The 18,197-nt window shown below is 65.9% G+C and carries 15 protein-coding genes and 2 pseudogenes; 15 read left to right on the top strand and 2 right to left on the bottom strand.

Features of this window, described 5'->3' with window-relative positions; genetic code table 11:
- Positions 1-181: 181 nt before the first annotated feature.
- From DBIPINDM_RS43660 to DBIPINDM_RS25365, 7 genes and pseudogenes are all read left to right on the top strand, one after another.
- A pseudogene (locus DBIPINDM_RS43660) lies at positions 182-1,390 on the top strand (calcium-binding protein); the annotation flags it as partial.
- A gap of 219 nt (positions 1,391-1,609) precedes the next feature.
- Positions 1,610-6,124: a beta strand repeat-containing protein gene (locus tag DBIPINDM_RS25340; RefSeq protein ID WP_416361790.1), complete on the top strand. Its 4,515-nt coding sequence runs from the start codon at positions 1,610-1,612 to the stop codon at positions 6,122-6,124.
- A gap of 7 nt (positions 6,125-6,131) precedes the next feature.
- A complete protein-coding gene (locus tag DBIPINDM_RS25345; RefSeq protein ID WP_258581773.1) occupies positions 6,132-6,689 on the top strand; it encodes an invasion associated locus B family protein in 558 nt (185 codons plus the stop codon).
- 13 nt (positions 6,690-6,702) lie between these two features.
- Positions 6,703-7,371: a hypothetical protein gene (locus DBIPINDM_RS25350; RefSeq protein ID WP_258581774.1), complete on the top strand. Its 669-nt coding sequence runs from the start codon at positions 6,703-6,705 to the stop codon at positions 7,369-7,371.
- Positions 7,372-7,408: 37 nt separating this feature from the next.
- Complete coding sequence (locus DBIPINDM_RS25355; protein WP_258581775.1) at positions 7,409-7,870, top strand: DUF4189 domain-containing protein; 462 nt, start codon at positions 7,409-7,411, stop codon at positions 7,868-7,870.
- A complete protein-coding gene (locus DBIPINDM_RS25360; RefSeq protein ID WP_258581776.1) occupies positions 7,867-8,403 on the top strand; it encodes an invasion associated locus B family protein in 537 nt (178 codons plus the stop codon). The genes DBIPINDM_RS25355 and DBIPINDM_RS25360 overlap by 4 nt, the downstream gene beginning before the upstream one ends.
- Positions 8,404-8,506: 103 nt before the next feature.
- Positions 8,507-8,608, top strand: coding sequence for a putative RiPP precursor (locus tag DBIPINDM_RS25365; protein WP_258581777.1), 102 nt, complete (start codon positions 8,507-8,509; stop codon positions 8,606-8,608).
- Between the two features lie 22 nt (positions 8,609-8,630).
- Here DBIPINDM_RS25365 and DBIPINDM_RS25370 read toward each other — a convergent pair.
- A pseudogene (locus tag DBIPINDM_RS25370) lies at positions 8,631-8,759 on the bottom strand (HlyD family type I secretion periplasmic adaptor subunit); the annotation flags it as partial.
- 90 nt (positions 8,760-8,849) lie between these two features.
- A complete protein-coding gene (locus DBIPINDM_RS25375) occupies positions 8,850-9,494 on the bottom strand; it encodes a GntR family transcriptional regulator (RefSeq protein WP_258589335.1) in 645 nt (214 codons plus the stop codon).
- Between the two features lie 340 nt (positions 9,495-9,834).
- Here DBIPINDM_RS25375 and DBIPINDM_RS25380 point away from each other — a divergent pair, with 340 nt between their 5' ends.
- From DBIPINDM_RS25380 to atzF, 8 genes are read left to right on the top strand one after another with little or no spacing between them, the layout of a single operon-like run.
- Entirely contained in the window at positions 9,835-10,962 is a 1,128-nt protein-coding gene (locus DBIPINDM_RS25380) for a BMP family ABC transporter substrate-binding protein (protein WP_258581778.1), read from the top strand.
- A gap of 18 nt (positions 10,963-10,980) precedes the next feature.
- Positions 10,981-12,123 (top strand): ABC transporter permease, encoded by a 1,143-nt coding sequence (locus DBIPINDM_RS25385; RefSeq protein ID WP_258581779.1) that lies wholly within the window; start codon positions 10,981-10,983, stop codon positions 12,121-12,123.
- Positions 12,123-13,049, top strand: a complete 927-nt coding sequence (locus DBIPINDM_RS25390; RefSeq protein WP_258581780.1) for an ABC transporter permease — start codon at positions 12,123-12,125, stop codon at positions 13,047-13,049. Before DBIPINDM_RS25385 ends, DBIPINDM_RS25390 begins: the two co-directional genes overlap by 1 nt.
- A gap of 28 nt (positions 13,050-13,077) precedes the next feature.
- Entirely contained in the window at positions 13,078-13,779 is a 702-nt protein-coding gene (locus DBIPINDM_RS25395) for a cysteine hydrolase family protein (protein ID WP_258581781.1), read from the top strand.
- Positions 13,780-13,789: 10 nt separating this feature from the next.
- Positions 13,790-15,313, top strand: a complete 1,524-nt coding sequence (locus tag DBIPINDM_RS25400) for an ABC transporter ATP-binding protein (protein ID WP_258581782.1) — start codon at positions 13,790-13,792, stop codon at positions 15,311-15,313.
- A complete protein-coding gene (locus DBIPINDM_RS25405) occupies positions 15,313-15,981 on the top strand; it encodes a cysteine hydrolase family protein (protein WP_258581783.1) in 669 nt (222 codons plus the stop codon). The genes DBIPINDM_RS25400 and DBIPINDM_RS25405 overlap by 1 nt, the downstream gene beginning before the upstream one ends.
- Complete coding sequence (locus DBIPINDM_RS25410; protein WP_258581784.1) at positions 15,974-16,324, top strand: cupin domain-containing protein; 351 nt, start codon at positions 15,974-15,976, stop codon at positions 16,322-16,324. Before DBIPINDM_RS25405 ends, DBIPINDM_RS25410 begins: the two co-directional genes overlap by 8 nt.
- Positions 16,321-18,180: an allophanate hydrolase gene (gene atzF / locus DBIPINDM_RS25415; RefSeq protein WP_258581785.1), complete on the top strand. Its 1,860-nt coding sequence runs from the start codon at positions 16,321-16,323 to the stop codon at positions 18,178-18,180. Before DBIPINDM_RS25410 ends, atzF begins: the two co-directional genes overlap by 4 nt.
- Positions 18,181-18,197: the final 17 nt, after the last annotated feature.

Genomic DNA, 18,197 nt, shown 5'->3' on the forward strand with positions numbered 1-18,197 from the left:
GACCATGACCGACAATCGCATTTCGAGTGGCTCGCTTGTTCAGCGTAGCACGGCGCATTTCGCCGGACACTGGATTGCTGGAGCTGATCACGGCTCCCGCTCGTTGCGCCGCCGCTTGATGGCGGTCCTGCGCATGGCTCACCGCGTGCTTGGCATGCGCCGCAAGGGACATGGGCTCGGCATGCTCGGCACCGGCAGGATTTTGGCAGCGGCGCTGGGTGCGATCGCATTGGGCGGCATCGCCACGCCGGCATTAGCACAGGTTTTCGGCGGCGGCGGCACGGCAAACGGAGTGCGCGGTATCGCGTTTGGATCCGGAGCCGTGCAAAACGGAGCCGATTCAATAGCCGAGGGCACCAACGCCAGCGCGGGCAGCCAGAATGCCGTCGCAATCGGCTTTCAGTCGATCGCCTCCCAGATCAACTCCATCTATCTTGGCTCACGAACCGTTGCGGGAACAGGTGCCACTGCCACGAGCGCCATCGGCATCGGCACGGATGTTACGGCATCGCAGGCCGACGCCATCGGGATAGGACGTTCATCCGTTGCGTCGGCACAATACTCGGTGGCTCTCGGCCTGAACGCGAAAGCCACAGGCACCGGCGGCGCGATGGCGCTGGGTCAAGGCACGATCTCGAGCGGCGTCAATTCGGTAGCGCTCGGCGTTCAGGCCAGTGCCACCGGAGCCGGCGCCAACGCCTTGGGCACTTTCTCCGTTGCTTCCGGAGGGAACTCCACCGCCCTCGGCACCAGCTCCACAGCCAGCGGCAACTATGCCACGGCCGCTGGCTGGGGATCTGTCGCCAGCAAGGATAGTGCCGTTGCCATGGGCAAGTCGGCCAGCGCGACAGGGCTGAACTCGACAGCACTCGGCTCCAGCACCAATGCCTCGGCCGATTTCGCATTGGCGCTGGGCAACCAGGCTGTGTCGAGTGGGGTCGGTTCGGTCGCGGCAGGCTCGGGCGCCCAGGCCACGGACGTCTCCGCCACGGCGCTAGGCAATAACTCCGCGGCCACCGCCGCAAGCGCAACCGCGCTGGGGCTGGGCGCAACGGCGAGCGCTATAAATAGCACCGCGATCGGCAAGCAGGCCAATGCGAGCGCGCAGGACGCGATCGCCATGGGCACCAGCGCCAAGGCCAGTTCGGCCCAGGCCATTGCCGTGGGCATCAATGCGGTGGCGACCGGCGGCAAGGCTGTCTCCATCGGCTCCGGCAACACCGCCTATGGCGACGGCGCGGTTTCGATCGGCGATCCGAGCTATGCCAGCGGCACCGGTGCCTTCACCGGCGGCGCCAACAACATCGCCAACAGCGACGGCACGGCAACCGCCACCGCCGCCAACCAGGCCGCGGGTGCTGTCGCCATCGGCAACAACAACAAGGCGATCGGGCAAGGCTCGGTGGCGCTGGGCAACGGCTCCACCGCGGGCGCCGCCGGCCTTGCGGGCAATGTCGCGCTCGGCAATGGCGCGACGGCGGCGGCAAGCTCCGGCGACGTGGCGCTGGGCTCTGGTTCGGTGACCACGGCGGCGGTCGGCACGCCCAATGCCGTGACCAACGGCACCACCTATGCTTTCCAGGGCACCAATCCGACCTCGACGGTCAGCATCGGCGCGCCCGGTGCGGAACGCACGCTCACCAATCTGGCGGCGGGGCGGATCAGCGGATCCTCGACCGACGCGGTCAACGGTTCGCAGCTCTTTGCCACCAACCAGGCGGTCAACGCCATCGGCACCACGCTCAACACCATCAACACCGGCGGCGGCATCAAGTATTTCCATGCCAACTCGACGCTGGCTGACTCGTCTGCGACGGGTACGGACTCGGTCGCGATCGGACCCGTCGCGACCGCGACGGGAACGAGCGCCATCGCGGCTGGCACCAATGCGAGCGCCTCCGGTATCAGCGCCTCGGCCATCGGCAACGGCGCCGTCGCATCGGGCCTCAACGCGGCGGCATTTGGATACATATCCCAGGCCACGGGCCAATACAGCACCGCCGTCGGACCCAATGCCAATGCTACAGCCACGTCCAGCACGGCGATCGGCCAGAACGCGTTTGCAACCAACGTTCAAGCAACCGCTCTTGGCAAACAAGCGAATGCCAGCGCCTCGGATGCGCTCGCGCTGGGCGCCAACGCCGCCGCCAGCAACGCCGGCGCCGTGGCGCTCGGCTCGGGCTCGGTGACCGCCGCGGCGGTCGGCACGCCCAATGCCGTGATCAACGGCACGACCTACGCCTTCCAGGGCACCACGCCGACCTCGACGGTCAGCATCGGCGCGGTCGGTGCGGAGCGCACGCTCACCAATCTGGCGGCGGGGCGGATCAGCTTGACGTCGACCGACGCGGTCAACGGTTCGCAGCTCTTTGCCACCAACCAGGCGGTCAACGCCATCGGCACCACGCTCAACAACATAAATGTCGGCGGCGGCATCAAGTATTTCCATGCCAACTCGACGCTGGCTGACTCGTCTGCGACGGGTACGGACTCGGTCGCGATCGGACCCACCTCGACCGCGTCGGGGACGAGCGCCATCGCGGCCGGTACCAATGCAAGCGCCTCCGGCATCAGCGCCTCGGCGATCGGCAACGGCGCCGTTGCCAGCGGCGCAAACGCCTCCTCGTTCGGGTCCGGAGCGAACGCGATAGGAGACAATTCTCTCGCCGCCGGCGTCAGCGCCAACGCCGGCGGAAGCGCCAGCACCGCTCTCGGCATCGGCACCGTAGCCAGCGCCGACAATTCCACTGCCGTCGGACGTGAATCCCGCGCCACCGGACTCAACAGTACCGCGCTCGGTCGCGGCGCCCAAAGCAGCGCCCTGAACTCCATCTCTCTCGGCGCTGGGACGAGGGCGTCCGGGATAGGCGCCGTTTATGTCGGCTCAAGCACTTTTGCAACGAGCGCCAGTGGAGACAACGCCATCGGCATCGGCACGGACGTGACGGCATCTGAGAACGACGCCATTGCAATGGGGCGCGACAGCCAGGCGACGGCAACCAACGCCGTCGCTGTCGGTCTACAGTCCGCTGCGCTCTCCGCCGACTCCGTCGCCATCGGCACGGGCGCGACTGCCGATGGCGGCAAGGCCGTGGCCATCGGCGCCGGCAACACCGCCTATGGCGACGGCGCGGTGGCCATCGGCGACCCCAGCTTTGCCAGCGGCACCGGCGCCTTCACCGGCGGCGCCAACAACATCGCCAACAGCGACGGCACGGCGAGCGCCACCGCCGCCAATATGGCGGCGGGCGCTGTCGCCATCGGCAACAACAACAAGGCGATCGGACAGGGCTCCGTGGCGCTGGGCAACGGCTCCACCGCCGGCGCCGCTGGCCTTGCGGGCAACGTCGCACTCGGCAATGGCGCGACCGCGGCGGCGAGCTCCGGCGACGTGGCGCTGGGCTCGGGCTCGGTGACCGCCGCAGCGGTCGGCACGCCCAATGCGGTGATCAACGGCACGACCTATGCCTTCCAAGGCACCAATCCGACCTCGACGGTCAGCATCGGCGCGGTCGGTGCGGAACGCACGCTCACCAATCTGGCGGCGGGGCGGATCAGCTTGACGTCGACCGACGCGGTCAATGGCTCGCAGCTCTTCGCTACCAACCAGGCGGTCGACGCCATCGGCGCCGTCGTCAACAACATCAATGTCGGCGGCGGCATCAAGTATTTCCACGCCAATTCGACGCTGGCGGATTCCCAGGCCCTTGGAACGAATTCCGTCGCTGTCGGACCCAACGCCGTGGCCAACAATGCCGGCGATGTGGCGATCGGCCTGAATTCGACGTCTGGAGCAACGGCCAATGTTGGCGGAGCCACGATCGGTGGCACCGCCTACACCTTCGCCGGCACCACGCCGGCCGGTGCGTTCTCGGTCGGGTCGGCTGGAGCCGAGCGCCAGATCCAGAACGTCGCGGCCGGACAGTTGAATGGCGGCTCGACCGACGCGGTCAACGGCTCGCAGCTCTTCGCTACCAACCAGCAGGTCACGCAGAACACGACCGATATTGCCAACATCGGCAGTGGTGTCACCAATCTTGGCAACACCATCAGCAACATCGCCGGCGACACCTCGACCGCCTATACCGACGCCAATGGCGTGGGCATCCGCTACGCCCGCACCAACGAGACGGGATTGGCGCAAACCGATTCCTTCGCGCAAGGGGTCGGCTCCACCGCCGTCGGCTACCAGGCGACCGCGACCGGCGTCAGCGGGCTCGCGCTCGGTCGTGGCACACAGGCCAGCATCGATGGCAGCGTCGCCCTTGGTTCCGACTCGGTTTCCGATCGCGCCCTGGCGCCGGCCACCGGCCAGATCGCTGCCGGTCCGTCCAACTTCATCCAGTACAACACGACCGACAAGACGCTGCTCGGCGCCGTGTCGGTCGGCACAGCCACGTCCTACCGCCAGATCACCAATGTGGCTGACGGCACGCAGGCGCAGGATGCGGTGACGGTGCGCCAGCTCGCCGGCGCCATCGCCTCGGTCTCGTCGACGTCGACCAAATATTTCCATGCCAATTCGACGGCCGGCGACTCGCTCGCGGTCGGCGCGGAATCGGTTGCGGTCGGTCCGACGACGGTCGTCAACGGTGACAATGGCATCGGCATCGGCAATGGCGCGATCGTCGACCAGACAGCACCCGGCGGAACCGCCATCGGCCAGAACGCCCATGTCATGCTGGCCGACGGCCTTGCGCTCGGCACCAATTCGCTGGCGTCCGGCATCCAGTCGGTGGCGCTCGGCGCCGGCGCCCAGAGCACCTTCATCAACAGCGTCGCGCTCGGCGCGCAGTCGATCACCTCGGTCGGCGCTCAGACCGGCTATACGGCCTTTGGCCTGACCGCCCCGCAGACCTCGGTCGGCGAGGTGTCGATCGGCGCCGCCGGGGCCGAACGCAAGCTCACCAATGTCGCGGCGGGTTCGGCCAATACCGACGCCGTCAACGTGTCCCAGCTGCGCGGCGTGTCGCAAAACGTCGCCAACCTGTTCGGCGGCAGCACCACGGTCAATCCCGACGGGTCGGTCACCGGCCCGACCTACACCATCCAGGGCAACAACTATACGACCGTCTATGACGGCTTCACGGCCGTCAACAATGCCCTGACCAACATCTCGAATGGCGGCGGCATCAAGTATTTCCACGCCAATTCGACGCTGGCCGACTCCACCGCCAGCGGCACCGACAGCGTCGCGATCGGACCGGCGAGCGTGGCGAGCGGCACCAACAGCCTTGCCGCCGGCAATGGCTCGACAGCCACGGGGCAAGGCGCGGTGGCGCTTGGCCAGGGCGCCAAGGCCAACAACGCCAACGACGTGGCGCTGGGTTCCGGCGCGGCGACGCAGGCCGCGGTCGGCACCTCCAGCACCGTTATCAACGGCAAGACCTACACCTTCGCCGGCACCGCTCCGATCGGCACCGTCAGCGTCGGCAGTGCTGGCGCCGAGCGGACGATCACCAATGTCGCCGCCGGACAGATCAACGCCAACAGCACCGATGCGATAAATGGTTCGCAACTCTATGCCACCAACACGGCTGTCGAGGATTTGAAATCGGGCCTCGGATCGCTCAGCCAGAATGCCGTCGTCTATGACACCAATCCTGACGGCAGCAAGAAGAACAGCATCACTCTGCAGGGCGGCGACGTCAACGCGCCGGTTATCATCTCCAATGTCGGGCCTGGCGTTGCCGGCACCGATGCGGTCAACGTCAACCAGCTGAACCAGGGCCTGACCGCGGGCAAGACCTATACGGACAACCAGGTGAACTACGCCATCAGCACGTCCAACACCTATACCGACAAGGTGGCCGCCACGACGTTGCAGCAGGCCAACAACTATACCGACCAGAAGCTCAGCCAGCTCAATTCGGACATCGGCGGCATCCGCGACGAAGCCCGCCAGGCGGCGGCGATCGGGCTCGCCGCAGCCTCGCTGCGCTATGACGACCGGCCCGGAAAGCTGAGCGTTGCGGCGGGTGGCGGCTTCTGGCGGGACGCCGGCGCCTTCGCCTTCGGTGCGGGCTACACCAGCGAGGACGGCCGCATCCGTGGCAATGTGTCGGGCACGGCGGCGGGTGGAAACGTCGGCGTCGGCGCTGGCATCAGCTTCACCTTGAACTGAGGCAGGAATGAAGGGACTTGCCGTACTGACTTGCCTGGCGCTCTGCGGCGGCCTTGCACCGGCTGCCGGGCAGGTCGCCTCGCCCTACAGGATCAAGCCTTCGGATGTGGTGCTGCCGCCTGACGTGAAACTGGGCGATTATCAGCGCACCATCCGTCCGTTCGAGAACTGGACGCTGATCTGCGATGAGAACCTCAAGGCTCGCAAGAAGGTCTGCAATGTCTCGCAGGTGATCGAGGACGCGTCGGGCAAGATGGCCTTCAGCTGGTCGCTTGCCGCCACACAGGACGGCAAGCCCTACATGATCTTGCGCACCGCGCCGAATGCCAAGAGCGACGGCCTGGTGTCGCTGAAGTTCGATGGGCGGGGCCAGGCGATCGACGTCCACCTGAATGGCTGCAACGAGGTGGTCTGCGTCGGCATGTTGCCGGTCGGGCCTGTCATGCGCCAGCAGATTTCGCAGAATGCGACGCCGGCGGTCTCCTATTCGACCGTCGACGGCAAGACGATCACCGTAACCGCAACACTCAAGGGGCTGTCGGAGGCCCTTTCGCCACTCAAATGACCGGGGCAATACCATGAGCCAGCAGGACCAGTTCATGTCCGCAAAACGCAGCGGCCCGACCGTCGAGGCGGATCGGCAGAGGCTCGTCGAACCCAGGCGGCGGCGATGGCCGCGCGTCGTCGGGTTTTCACTGCTGGGGCTGGTGGTGGCGGGCCTTGGCTTCGCCGCCGGCAACTATGCCGCGATCGCCAATCTGGTCGGCAGCGCGACGGCCGCACAGCCTGAGGCAGCCAACCCGGCACTTCCGGACACGCCTTTCCTCGAGCATGTCAAGCAGGCCGGGGTGCAGGCCTGTTCGACCGTCTATCCGGTGCTCGGACAGATTTTGACGACCGGTACCAAATACAGCGTCAAATCCCTGTGGAACGACCAGGCCGCCGACAAACATGCCCTCCAGGCCTTTGTCGGCATGGACTATGCGACGGAACACTATAGCGGGCCTGCCGCCGGCATCGTCTTCGCATCGCCCACCGCTTCGGGTTGCGAGGGGGCGATGGTGCGGGTGGCGCCATTCGCCAGCCCGTGCGCCGACATCCCGTCCATTCTTCCGCAGGGCAGCAAGATCACCGACCATCTTGGGCAGGTCGAGGTGTACGAGCTCGGCGGCAATGCCGGTGAAGCTCTTCTCCTGCCGACGGGCAAAAGCTGCGTGGTGATCTCCGTCGCTTCGGCGGCGAAGTAAGACGAAGCGAGTGGGATCAAGGAAAGGGGTGCCGACCATGAGATTGCGGGCTTTGGCAGTTTTGGGCTTGACCTTGTTGTGGAGCGGACAAGTCGTCTCGGCCGACCTGGTGGCGCCGTCGGAGCCGCAGCAGGAGGAAAAAGGCATCTGGGCGGCCATCGCATATTCGCAAGCCGATAGCAAATACGGCTTCTTCTGGGGCGCCGACAAGCGGCAGGAGGCGAAGGACATCGCACAGAAATATTGCGAGAACGCGGGCGGAAAGGCCTGCAACGTCGTCGCCGTCTTCCGCAACCATCGCCATTGGAATGATGACGACGAAACGGGCTTTCCCTACAAGCACTGCGGTGCGCTCGCCATGGCCGACAAGGTCGAGAACCGTTTCACGCCCTGGGGCGTGAACTCGGCCGAGACCCGCCGGGAAGCCGAAGACCTCGCTTTGCAGGCCTGCCAGGCGTCGGGAGAGAAATGCAAGGTCCGCGAGTGGGTCTGCACATGAAGCGTAGCCTCAAGGCCGCCTGCGCCAGCGGGTTAATCGCATTCTCGTTGATGTCGCCGGCAGCGGCGCAGCAACAGGTGGCGGCTGTTCCAGACGGGCCGTCATCGCTGCGTGAAGTCTATCAGGACTGGAGCGTGGCTTGCTCTGTCCAGGAGAATGCGAGGGTCTGCTCGCTTTCGCAGGACCAGGTCCAGAAGAATGGCCAAAGGCTCCTCGCCGTGGAGATACAGAGACGCGCGGACGGGTCGACGACGGCTACCTTGCTGCTGCCCTTCGGCATCTTGCTTGATTCCGGCGTGACGCTTCAGATCGACGATCAGCCGCCCTTGTCCCCGCAGCGCTTCCGGACCTGCCTGCCAACGGGTTGCATCGCGGTGTTTGCCATTGACCGGTCGGCGCTTGGAAAGCTGAGGGGAGGCGAGGTGCTGAAGCTCAATGTCACGACCGACGCAGAGACGCCGCTGACATTCCCGGTGTCGCTGCACGGCCTGACCGCGGCGCTCGACCGCATGGTCGCGTTGAGCGCACGGTGAAGGGAAGGGCGGCTGCCTTCGATGCCAGCCGCCGCCGGGTGCCGTGGAACGTTGGCGTGCCGAGGTCGTTTAGTCCCGGTGCCATTGCCAGCGGATCGTGATGATGATGAAGAAGACCTACGTCAAACCCACGCTTGTGAAACGCGGAAAACTGACCGAGCGCACGGCACAGATCGTGGCGTCCGGGGTCGTGTTGAGCGAGTGATCCTAGCTCCTGCCGCCCATGGCTATTTTTCCCGCATCGCGCGGCGGAAGTCCTGCGTGATCGGCTCGGCGAGGTGGAAAGCACGGTGCGAGCGCCGGTCCGGATCATCGCTTCGCGACATGCCGGGCAGCAGCTTGCGACCCTCCAACCGGCGCGGACACCTCGCATGACAGCACGCCGCACAAGGGGTCATGGCAGCCCTTTCGTCGGGGCTTCGGCCCTGAATGTGAGCTGGAGGTCTTTACGGGTGTTGTGGTTCGGCTCTCGATTGGTCGCCAACGATAAACGACGCGCTCGCTTCGCTGACGATTGACACGTGATCCTTGGCAGCCTTGCCTGCGGCAGCACCGTCACCGCGCAGGATCGCGGTGACGATGGCGTCATGCTCCTGCCAGGACTTGGCCAGCCGACCGGCCAGCCTGAACTGGGCGCGGCGGAAGGGGGCGAGGCGACTGCGGGTCGTCGCGGTCAGCTCTTGGATGTGCGTGCTGTGAGCGCCGCGATAGAGCCTGCTGTGGAACTCGGTGTTGAAATATTCATAGTCTTCCTCGGCGCCCAGCTGCACCAGCCGCGCCGAGGCCTGATGCTCAACCTCGAGCGCGCGGCGCTCGCTGCCGGTCATGCGCTCGGCGCAGAAGCGCGCGCATATGCCTTCCAGCTCGGCCATGCTCTCGAACATCGAGGCGAGGTGCTCCTGCGTGACGACGGCGACTATGGCGCCCCTGTTGGGCCGCCGCTCGACGAGGCCCATGGCGCTGAGCTGGCCGAGCGCCTCGCGCACCGGCGTGCGTGACACCTCGAAGCGGGCGGCAAGCGAAACCTCGTCGAGTTTTTCGCCCGGACGCAGCACACCGGTGACGATGCGGTCGCCGATCGCCCGCACCATCTGATCGACAGTCGTGCCCGACCGGATCAACCCGCGCTTTGCCGACAAATCCGCTTCGCCTCCCGTGCTTTGCCGTCCCAAGTCCTGAAATCCTGCCGCCAGACGGCACGATCCCGACTCAGGCCACACCTTCTATGCCTATGTTTTAATCTGCATGTCAAATTGGCTGTTTTCAAGGCAAAAAGTGTATGCAATTGCCTCTCACTTGTGCATGACCCATTGCGCCTATCATTGATTTTATTGGTTAAATTTCTTCTTATGAATTGGCACAGCGATTGCATGCACTTTCTTGAGAAGGCGTTAACCGACCCGGAAAGGGTCCTAAAGGGGAGCATAAGAGATGACCAACCGATTCATGCTTAGCCGCCGCCAGCTGCTCAAGACCTCGGCCGCCGGGGCCGCACTCGGGCTTGCCTCCGCGGCCTTTCCCGTCGGTAGGGCCTTTGCCGCCGCTGCCACCGTCGGCTTCATCTATGTCGGGCCGAAGGACGACTATGGCTACAACCAGGCGCATGCCGAAGGGGCGGCGACGCTGAAGGGCATCGAGGGCATTACCGTCGTCGAGGAGGAGAACGTGCCGGAGACGGTCGATGTCCAGAAGACGATGGAATCGATGATCAATCTCGACGGCGCCTCGCTGATCTTCCCGACCTCATTCGGCTATTTCGACCCGCACATGCTGGCCATGTGCGCGAAATTCCCCGACGTGCAGTTCCGCCACTGTGGCGGCATGTGGGACAAGGCCAAGCACCCGATGAATGCCGGCTCCTATTTCGGCTATATCGGCATGGGCCAGTATCTCAACGGCGTCGTCGCCGGCCACACCTCGAAGACCAAGAAGCTCGGCTTCGTCGCCGCCAAGCCGATCCCGCAGGTGCTGCTCAACATCAACTCCTTCCTGCTCGGCGCGCGCTCGGTCGATCCGACCATCACTTGCCAGGTCATCTTCACCGGCGAATGGTCGCTGGCGGTCAAGGAAGCGGAAGCCGCCAACGCGCTGGTCGACCAGGGCGCCGACGTCATCACCTGCCATGTCGACAGCCCGAAAGTGGTGGTCGAGACGGCCGCCGGCCGCGGCGCCTTCGTCTGCGGCTACCACGCCAACCAGAGCCCGCTGGCGCCGGAAAAATACTTGACCGGCGCCGAATGGAACTGGGCCAAGGTCTACAAGATGTTCGTCGACGATCTCGTCGCCGGCACACCGCTGCCCAACTTCACCCGCGGCGGCCTGGCCGACGGCTTCGTCAAGATGAGCCCGCTCGGCCCCGCCGTTGGCGAGCCGGCGCGCAAGCAGTTCGACGCCACGCTGGCCGAAATGATGAAGGGCGGCTTCGCCGTCATCAAGGGTCCGCTGAAGAGCAACAAGGGCGCTGTCGTCGCGACAGCAGGCCAGGCCTTCCCGGAAACCGCCATCGAACTCGAGAGCATGGACTATCTGGTCGAGGGCGTCGTCGGCTCGACCGCGTGATCTGAGGGGAGCGGGGCGATGACGGATACGGTGACAGGGGCCGGCGTGCCGGCACTCTTCGGCGCCAGGGTCTATCCGGCGGCGCTCGAATGGATCGCGCGGCGGGCGGAGGCTTTCGTCATTCCGCTGGTGGCGCTGATCGTCGGCATGGCGCTGTTCAGCCTGTTCATCGCGCTTGTCGGCAAGTCACCGATCCTGCTCTACGAGACCATGTGGCGGGGCGGCTTCGGTTCCTGGTTCTCCATCCAGAACTCGCTGTCGCGGGCCGCACCGCTGCTTCTGGCGGCGCTGTGCGTCGCGCTGCCGGCGCGGCTTGGCCTCGTCGTCATCGGCGGCGAGGGCGCCATCGTGCTCGGCGGCGTCGCCGCCGCTGCCATCGGCGTCGCGTTGAGCGGCGCGCCTTCCCCAATCGTCATTCTTGCCATGGGCGTGGCGGGCATGGCCGCCGGCGGCATCTGGATCGGTGCCGTCGGCGCGCTGCGCCACTATCGGGCCGTCAACGAAACCATTTCCAGCCTGCTGATGGCCTACATCGCCATCGCGCTGATGAACCAGCTGGTGGAGGGGCCGTTGCGCGATCCGGCCTCGCTCAACAAGCCGTCGACGCAGCCGCTGGCGGATATCTACCGCATCGGCAACATTCCAGGCATGGACGTGCATTGGGGGCTGGTCGTCGGTGTTGTCGCCTGCATCCTCTCGTGGGTGCTCATCGAAAAGACCCGCTGGGGTTTCGCCGCGCGCATCGCCGGCGGCAATGTGCGGGCCGCACAGGTGCAGGGACTGGCCGTCGGGCCGCTTATCGTCGGCTTCACCGCGCTGGCCGGCGGCTTTGCCGGGCTGGCCGGCATGCTGGAGGTCGCCGCCGTGCAAGGCAGCGCCAATGCCTCGCTCGCCGCCGGCTACGGCTACACCGGCATCCTCGTCGCCTTCCTGGCCCGCCACAACCCGCTGGCCATCATTCCGGTCGCCATCCTGCTCGGCGGCATCGACGCCTCCGGCGGGCTGATCCAGCGCCGCCTGGACCTGCCCGACGCCACCGTGCTGGTGCTGCAAGGCATGATCTTCATCGTCATCCTGTTCAGCGAAACCTTCTACGGCCGCTTCAAGGCCTTCAATCCCGATCTTTGGAAGCGGCCCGATCTCGTGCGGGGGACTGCCTGATGGATGCGACCGAGATCGGCCTCTGGGGCGTGCCGCTTGCCATACTGGGCGGCGCCATCCGCGTGTCGACGCCCTTCATCTTCGTCTCGCTGGGCGAGGCGATCACCGAGCGTTCCGGCCGCATCAATCTGGGGCTCGAAGGCACGCTCGTCTTCGGCGCCATGACTGCCTATGCGGTGGCGGTGATGACCAACTCGCCCTGGCTCGGCCTACTTGCCGCCGCCTTCGCCGGCCTGTGCTTTGGCCTGTTCCATGGCTGGATCTGCAAATTCCCGAAGGTGAACGACATCGCCATCGGCATCGCGCTGATGCTGTTCGGCTCGGGCCTCGCCTTCTTCTTCGGCAAGCCGTTCATCAAGCCGAAGGCGCCCAATCTGCCGGCCATTCCTTTCGGCGGCTGGTCCGATATTCCACAGGTGCAAGCGGCGCTCGACGTCAATGTGCTGTTCCTGATCGGTGCCGTTCTGTCGGTCATCCTGTGGTGGGCCTTCCGAAACACACGCGCCGGCCTCATCGTGCGCGTCGTCGGCGACAGTTCTGATGCGGCACGCGCCATGGGCCTCAACCCCGATACGGTGCGGCTGCTCGCCACCGGCGTTGGCGGTGCGCTGGCCGGCATCGGCGGCGCCTACCTGTCGCTCTACTATCCCGGCAGCTGGACCGAGCGCATCTCGTCGGGCCAGGGCCTGATGGCGGTGGCGCTGGTTATCTTCGCGCGCTGGAACCCGCTCGGCTGCTTTGCCGCAGCCCTTTTGTTCGGTGGGGCAGGGGCGCTCGGACCAGCGCTGCAATCGGTCGGCGTCACGCAGGGCTACTACCTGTTCTACGCCGCGCCCTACATCCTCACCCTCATCATCATGATCGCCACCTCGTCGCCGACACGCTCGCTTGCGGGCGCGCCGGGCGAATTGTCGATCACCAAATGACTGGCACCAAATGACTGGAGTTTTGCCTATGAACGCCAGAGCCGAATTCACCCAGCACACGATCGACGCCGAGCCTTATCCGTGGCCCTACAATGGCGACCTGCGGCCCGACAACACGGCGCTGATCATCATCGACATGCAGACCGATTTCTGCGGGCCGGGCGGCTATGTCGACCATATGGGTTACGATCTGTCGCTGGTGCGCGCGCCGATCGAGCCGATCAAGGCGGTGCTCTCGACGATGCGGGCCAAGGGCTACACCATCATCCACACGCGCGAGGGGCACCGGCCCGACCTTGCCGACCTGCCGGCCAACAAGCGCTGGCGCTCGCGCCGCATCAATGCCGGCATCGGCGACCCCGGTCCGTGCGGGCGCATCCTGGTGCGCGGCGAGCCGGGCTGGGACATCATCCCCGACCTCTACCCGATCGAGGGCGAGCCGATCATCGACAAGCCCGGCAAGGGCTCGTTCTGCGCCACCGACCTGGAGCTGATCCTCAACCAGCGCGGCATACAGAATATCGTGCTGACCGGCATCACCACGGATGTCTGCGTGCACACCACCATGCGCGAGGCCAATGACCGCGGCTATGAATGCATGATGCTGGAGGATTGCTGCGGGGCGACCGACCACGGCAACCATCTTGCGGCGATCAAGATGATCAAGATGCAGGGCGGCGTCTTCGGCACGGTGTCGAATTCGAAGGCGCTCGTCGCGCAGCTGCCGTGAGGAGGGCGGGATGAGTGACAGGAAAGCGGTCGGCGTCGAGACCATCGGCATGACCATGCGCTTCGGCGCCTTCACGGCGCTGGACGCCGTGTCGGTGAAAGTGCCGGCGGGCTCCTTCCACGCGCTGCTCGGCGAGAACGGCGCCGGCAAGTCGACGCTGGTCAAGTGCATGATGGGTTTTTATCACCCGACCTCCGGCGACATCCTCGTCGATGGCCGCGAGGTGGCGATCGCCAGTCCGCGCGACGCCTCGGCGCTCGGGCTCGGTATGGTCTACCAGCACTTTACCCTCGTCCCCTCGCTGACCGGTGCGGAAAACCTCGTCATCTCGCGCGAAAAGGTTCCCGGCATCATCGATTGGCGCAAGGAGCGCGGCGAGCTTGCCGTGTTCATGGAGCGCATGCCGTTCAAGCTGCCGCTCGACGTCAAGGTGGCGGAGCTTGCGGCGGGTGAGAAGCAGAAGCTCGAAATCATCAAGCAGCTCTATCTCGGCCGCTCCTTCCTGGTGCTGGACGAGCCGACCTCGGTGCTGACGCCCGGCGAAGCGCAGGAGGTGCTGGGGCTGGTGCGCGACATTACCAAGGCGGGCGACCTCACCGTGCTGATGATCTCGCACAAATTCCATGAGGTCACTGCCTTCGCCGACGATGTCAGCGTGCTGCGCAAGGGCAAGCTGACGGGAACCGGCCGCGTCGCCGATCTCGACCACAAGGCGATGGCGGCGATGATGATCGGCGACCAGCCGATCGCGACTCTCGACAGCCGTGCGGCGCCGAAGCCGGATGCCGAGATCGTGCTCAGGGTCAAATCGCTGAAGGCGCCGGACAGGACCGGGCTGAAGTCGATCCGCATCGAGGACCTCGGCGTGCGTTCGGGTGAGATCGTCGGCATCGCCGGCATTTCCGGCAATGGCCAGAAGGAATTCCTCGAAGTTCTGGCCGGCCAGCGGCCGCGTGACGGAGGCGAGGTGCTGGTGCGCGGTTCCGCTTATGCGGCAACGCGCGCCGAGGCGCGCGCGCTCAATGTGCGGCTCATTCCCGAGGAGCCGTTGAAGAATGCCTGCGCACCGAAAATGACGGTGGCCGAGAACATCTCCTTCCGCACCTTCGACATGGACGGCAACGGTCGGCCGGTGAGTTGGATCAGCACCAGCGCCATCCGTGCCTTCAGCGCCAGGCTGGTCGAGCAGTTCAAGGTCAAGGCCGCCTCGCTGTCCTCGCCCATCGCCTCGCTGTCGGGCGGCAATGTGCAGCGCGCGGTGCTGGCGCGCGAACTGACCGGCGAGGTCGACCTGCTGATCGTCTCCAACCCATGCTTCGGCCTCGATTTCTCGGCCGTCGCCGAAATCCGCGCCCGCATCATGAAGGCGCGCAATGCGGGTGCGGCCGTGCTGTTGATGTCGGAAGACCTCGACGAGCTGCTGGAACTGTCGGACCGTATCTTCGTCATGTCGGACGGGGCGCTGGTCTACGAAACGCCGATCGCGCAAGCGAGCGTGCAAACCATCGGCGAGCATATGGCGGGACATCACTGATGGCGGAGATCGACGCGCAGCCTTTTGCCTTTGCGTTCAAGCCGGATTCCCTGGCTCTGGTCGTCATCGACATGCAGCGCGATTTCGCCGAGCCCGGCGGTTTTGGCGCGAGCCTCGGCAACGATGTCAGCCGGATCACGGCCATCGTGCCGACGGTGAAGCGGCTGATCGAAGGGTTCCGCACCGCCGGCCTGCCGGTGATCCACACGATGGAGTGCCACAAAGCCGACCTTTCCGACCTGCCGCCGGCCAAGCGCAATCGCGGCAATCCGTCGATCCGCATCGGCGATGTCGGACCGATGGGCCGGGTGCTGATCGTCGGCGAGCCGGGTACGGCAATCCTCGACGAGCTCAAGCCGCTGCCCGGCGAGATCGTCATCGAGAAGCCCGGCAAGGGCGCCTTCTACGCGACCAGGCTCAGTGATGAGCTGAAGCGGCTCGGCGCACAGCAACTGATTTTCGCCGGCGTCACCACCGAGGTCTGCGTGCAGACGACGATGCGCGAGGCCAATGATCGCGGCTATGAGTGCCTGCTGGCCGAGGACGCCACGGAAAGTTATTTCCCCGAGTTCAAGGCGGCGGCCATCGCCATGATCCGCGCGCAGGGCGCCATCGTCGGCTGGACGGCAACGACCGACCAGGTGCTGCAGGGACTTGCCCATGGCTAATCTCAGTTTTGCCGGTCTCGTCGATGGCGGTTGGCGCGAGCTGGCGTTCGAGCCTTTTCGCGACGGCATCACCGTGCACTGGCTGCTCAAGGGCGGACCGGTCGAACCGTCGGTGGCGATCCTCGACTACCGGGCGGGCGCCAGCGTGCCGCGCCACCGCCATGTCGGGCTGGAAACCATCGTCGTGCTCGAGGGCACGCAGAGCGACGAGAATGGCTGTTATCCCGCGGGCAGCGTCATCCTGAACCCGGTCGGGACCGAGCATTCGGTGTGGACGAAGGACGGCTGCGTCGTGCTGATCCAGTGGGACCTGCCGGTGATTATTCTGGGAGAGGCCACATGAGCGAAATCCGCTTCGACATCGGCAGTCTGCACGCGGCCTATGCCAGCGGAGTCGCTGTCGCTGCCATGATCGATGTCGTGCATGCCCGCATCGCGGCGGCCGACGATCCAGGCATCTTCATTCATCTTGCGGGCAAGGCGGAGATGCTGGCGCAGGCGCAAACGCTCGGACCGTTCGATCCGGTGGCCAAGCCGCTGTGGGGCGTGCCGTTCGCGGTCAAGGACAACATCGATGTCGCCGGCATGCCGACGACCGCCGCCTGCGCCGAATATGCCTATATGCCCGACAAGGACGCCACCGTGGTGGCGCGGCTGAAGGCCGCCGGCGCACTGGTGGTGGGCAAGACCAATCTCGACCAGTTCGCCACCGGCCTTGTTGGCGTGCGCACGCCGTATCCGATCCCGAGAAACGCTGTCGATGCCAGCCTGGTGCCGGGCGGCTCCTCGTCGGGGTCCGCTGTCGCGACGGCGCGCGGCATCGTCTCCTTCGCGCTCGGCACCGACACGGCCGGCTCCGGTCGCATCCCCGCCGGCCTCAACAACATCGTCGGGCTGAAACCGACGGTCGGCGCACTTTCGGCCGCCGGTGTGGTGCCGGCCTGCCGCACGCTCGACTGCGTCTCGGTGTTCGCGCTCACCGTCGACGACGCCTATGCGGTGTTCGGCGTCGCGGCGGCCAAGGACGCGGCCGATGCCTATTCGCGTGCGATCAAGGTGCCGGCGCTTGCCGCGCGCCCGCCGGTGCTGAGCGTCGGCGTGCCGGCGAAGGCGGACCTGCAATTCTTCGGCGATGCCGCGATGCAGGCCGGCTTCGAGGCGGCTCTTGGCATGCTGGAAAAGCTCGGCTGCCGGCTGGTGGAAATCCCGTTCAGCGATTTCTACGCCACCGCCAACCTGCTCTATGAAGGCGCCTGGGTGGCCGAACGCTATGCGGCGATCCGCGATTTCATGGATGCCAACGAAGCGGCGATGCATCCGGTGACGCGCAAGATCATCGGCGGCGCACGCGGCCTGTCGGCGGCCGACGCCTTCAAGGGCCTCTATGCGCTGCAGGCCTACAAGGCCAGGCTCGCCCCGGTCATCGCTTCGGTCGACCTGTTCTGCGTGCCGACCGCGCCGACGCATTATGCCCTCGACGCGGTGCTCGCCGATCCGATCGCCACCAACAGCCGGCTCGGCACCTACACCAATTTCGTCAATCTGCTCGATATGTGCGGCATCGCCGTGCCGACCGGCAAGCGCGACGACGGGCTGCCGATGAGCGTGACGTTGCTGGCCATGGCGGGGAAGGACTGGCTGACCGCTGCTCTTGCCCGTGATATCCATGCGGCGAGCGGCCTTGTCCTCGGCGCCACAGGCTGGCCGCGGCCCAGCCCGCAGCCGGCGGCCGTCGCGCCCCACGACGATTTGATTGACCTGGTGGTGGTTGGCGCGCATCTGTCTGGCATGCCGCTCAACAACCAGCTCAACCAGCTCGGTGCACAGTTCCTGCGCGCGACCAGGACAGCCGCCGCCTACAAGCTTTATGCGCTGGCTGGCCAGTCTGTGCCCAAGCCCGGTTTGATCCGTGTTGCCGATGGCGGCACGCGGATCGACGTCGAGATCTGGCGGTTCGAGCCGGAGGCCTTCGGCCGTTTCGTCGCCGCTATTCCAGCACCGCTCGGCATCGGCACGATCGAACTCGACGACGGCACCCCGGCCAAGGGTTTTCTGGTCGAAACCGCTGGCTTGGACGGTGCTCTCGACATCTCCTCATTCGGCGGCTGGCGCCGCTTTGTTGCACGCGGCAAAGACATGGCCGACCAAAGCGATCAGCGGCGGAACTGGCCCGCTGGCGTCCCGATCACCGCCGCCTAGCGCGCCTTCTGGCTTCG

It is taken from the genome of Mesorhizobium sp. AR02, from assembly GCF_024746835.1.
GTDB lineage: Bacteria > Pseudomonadota > Alphaproteobacteria > Rhizobiales > Rhizobiaceae > Mesorhizobium.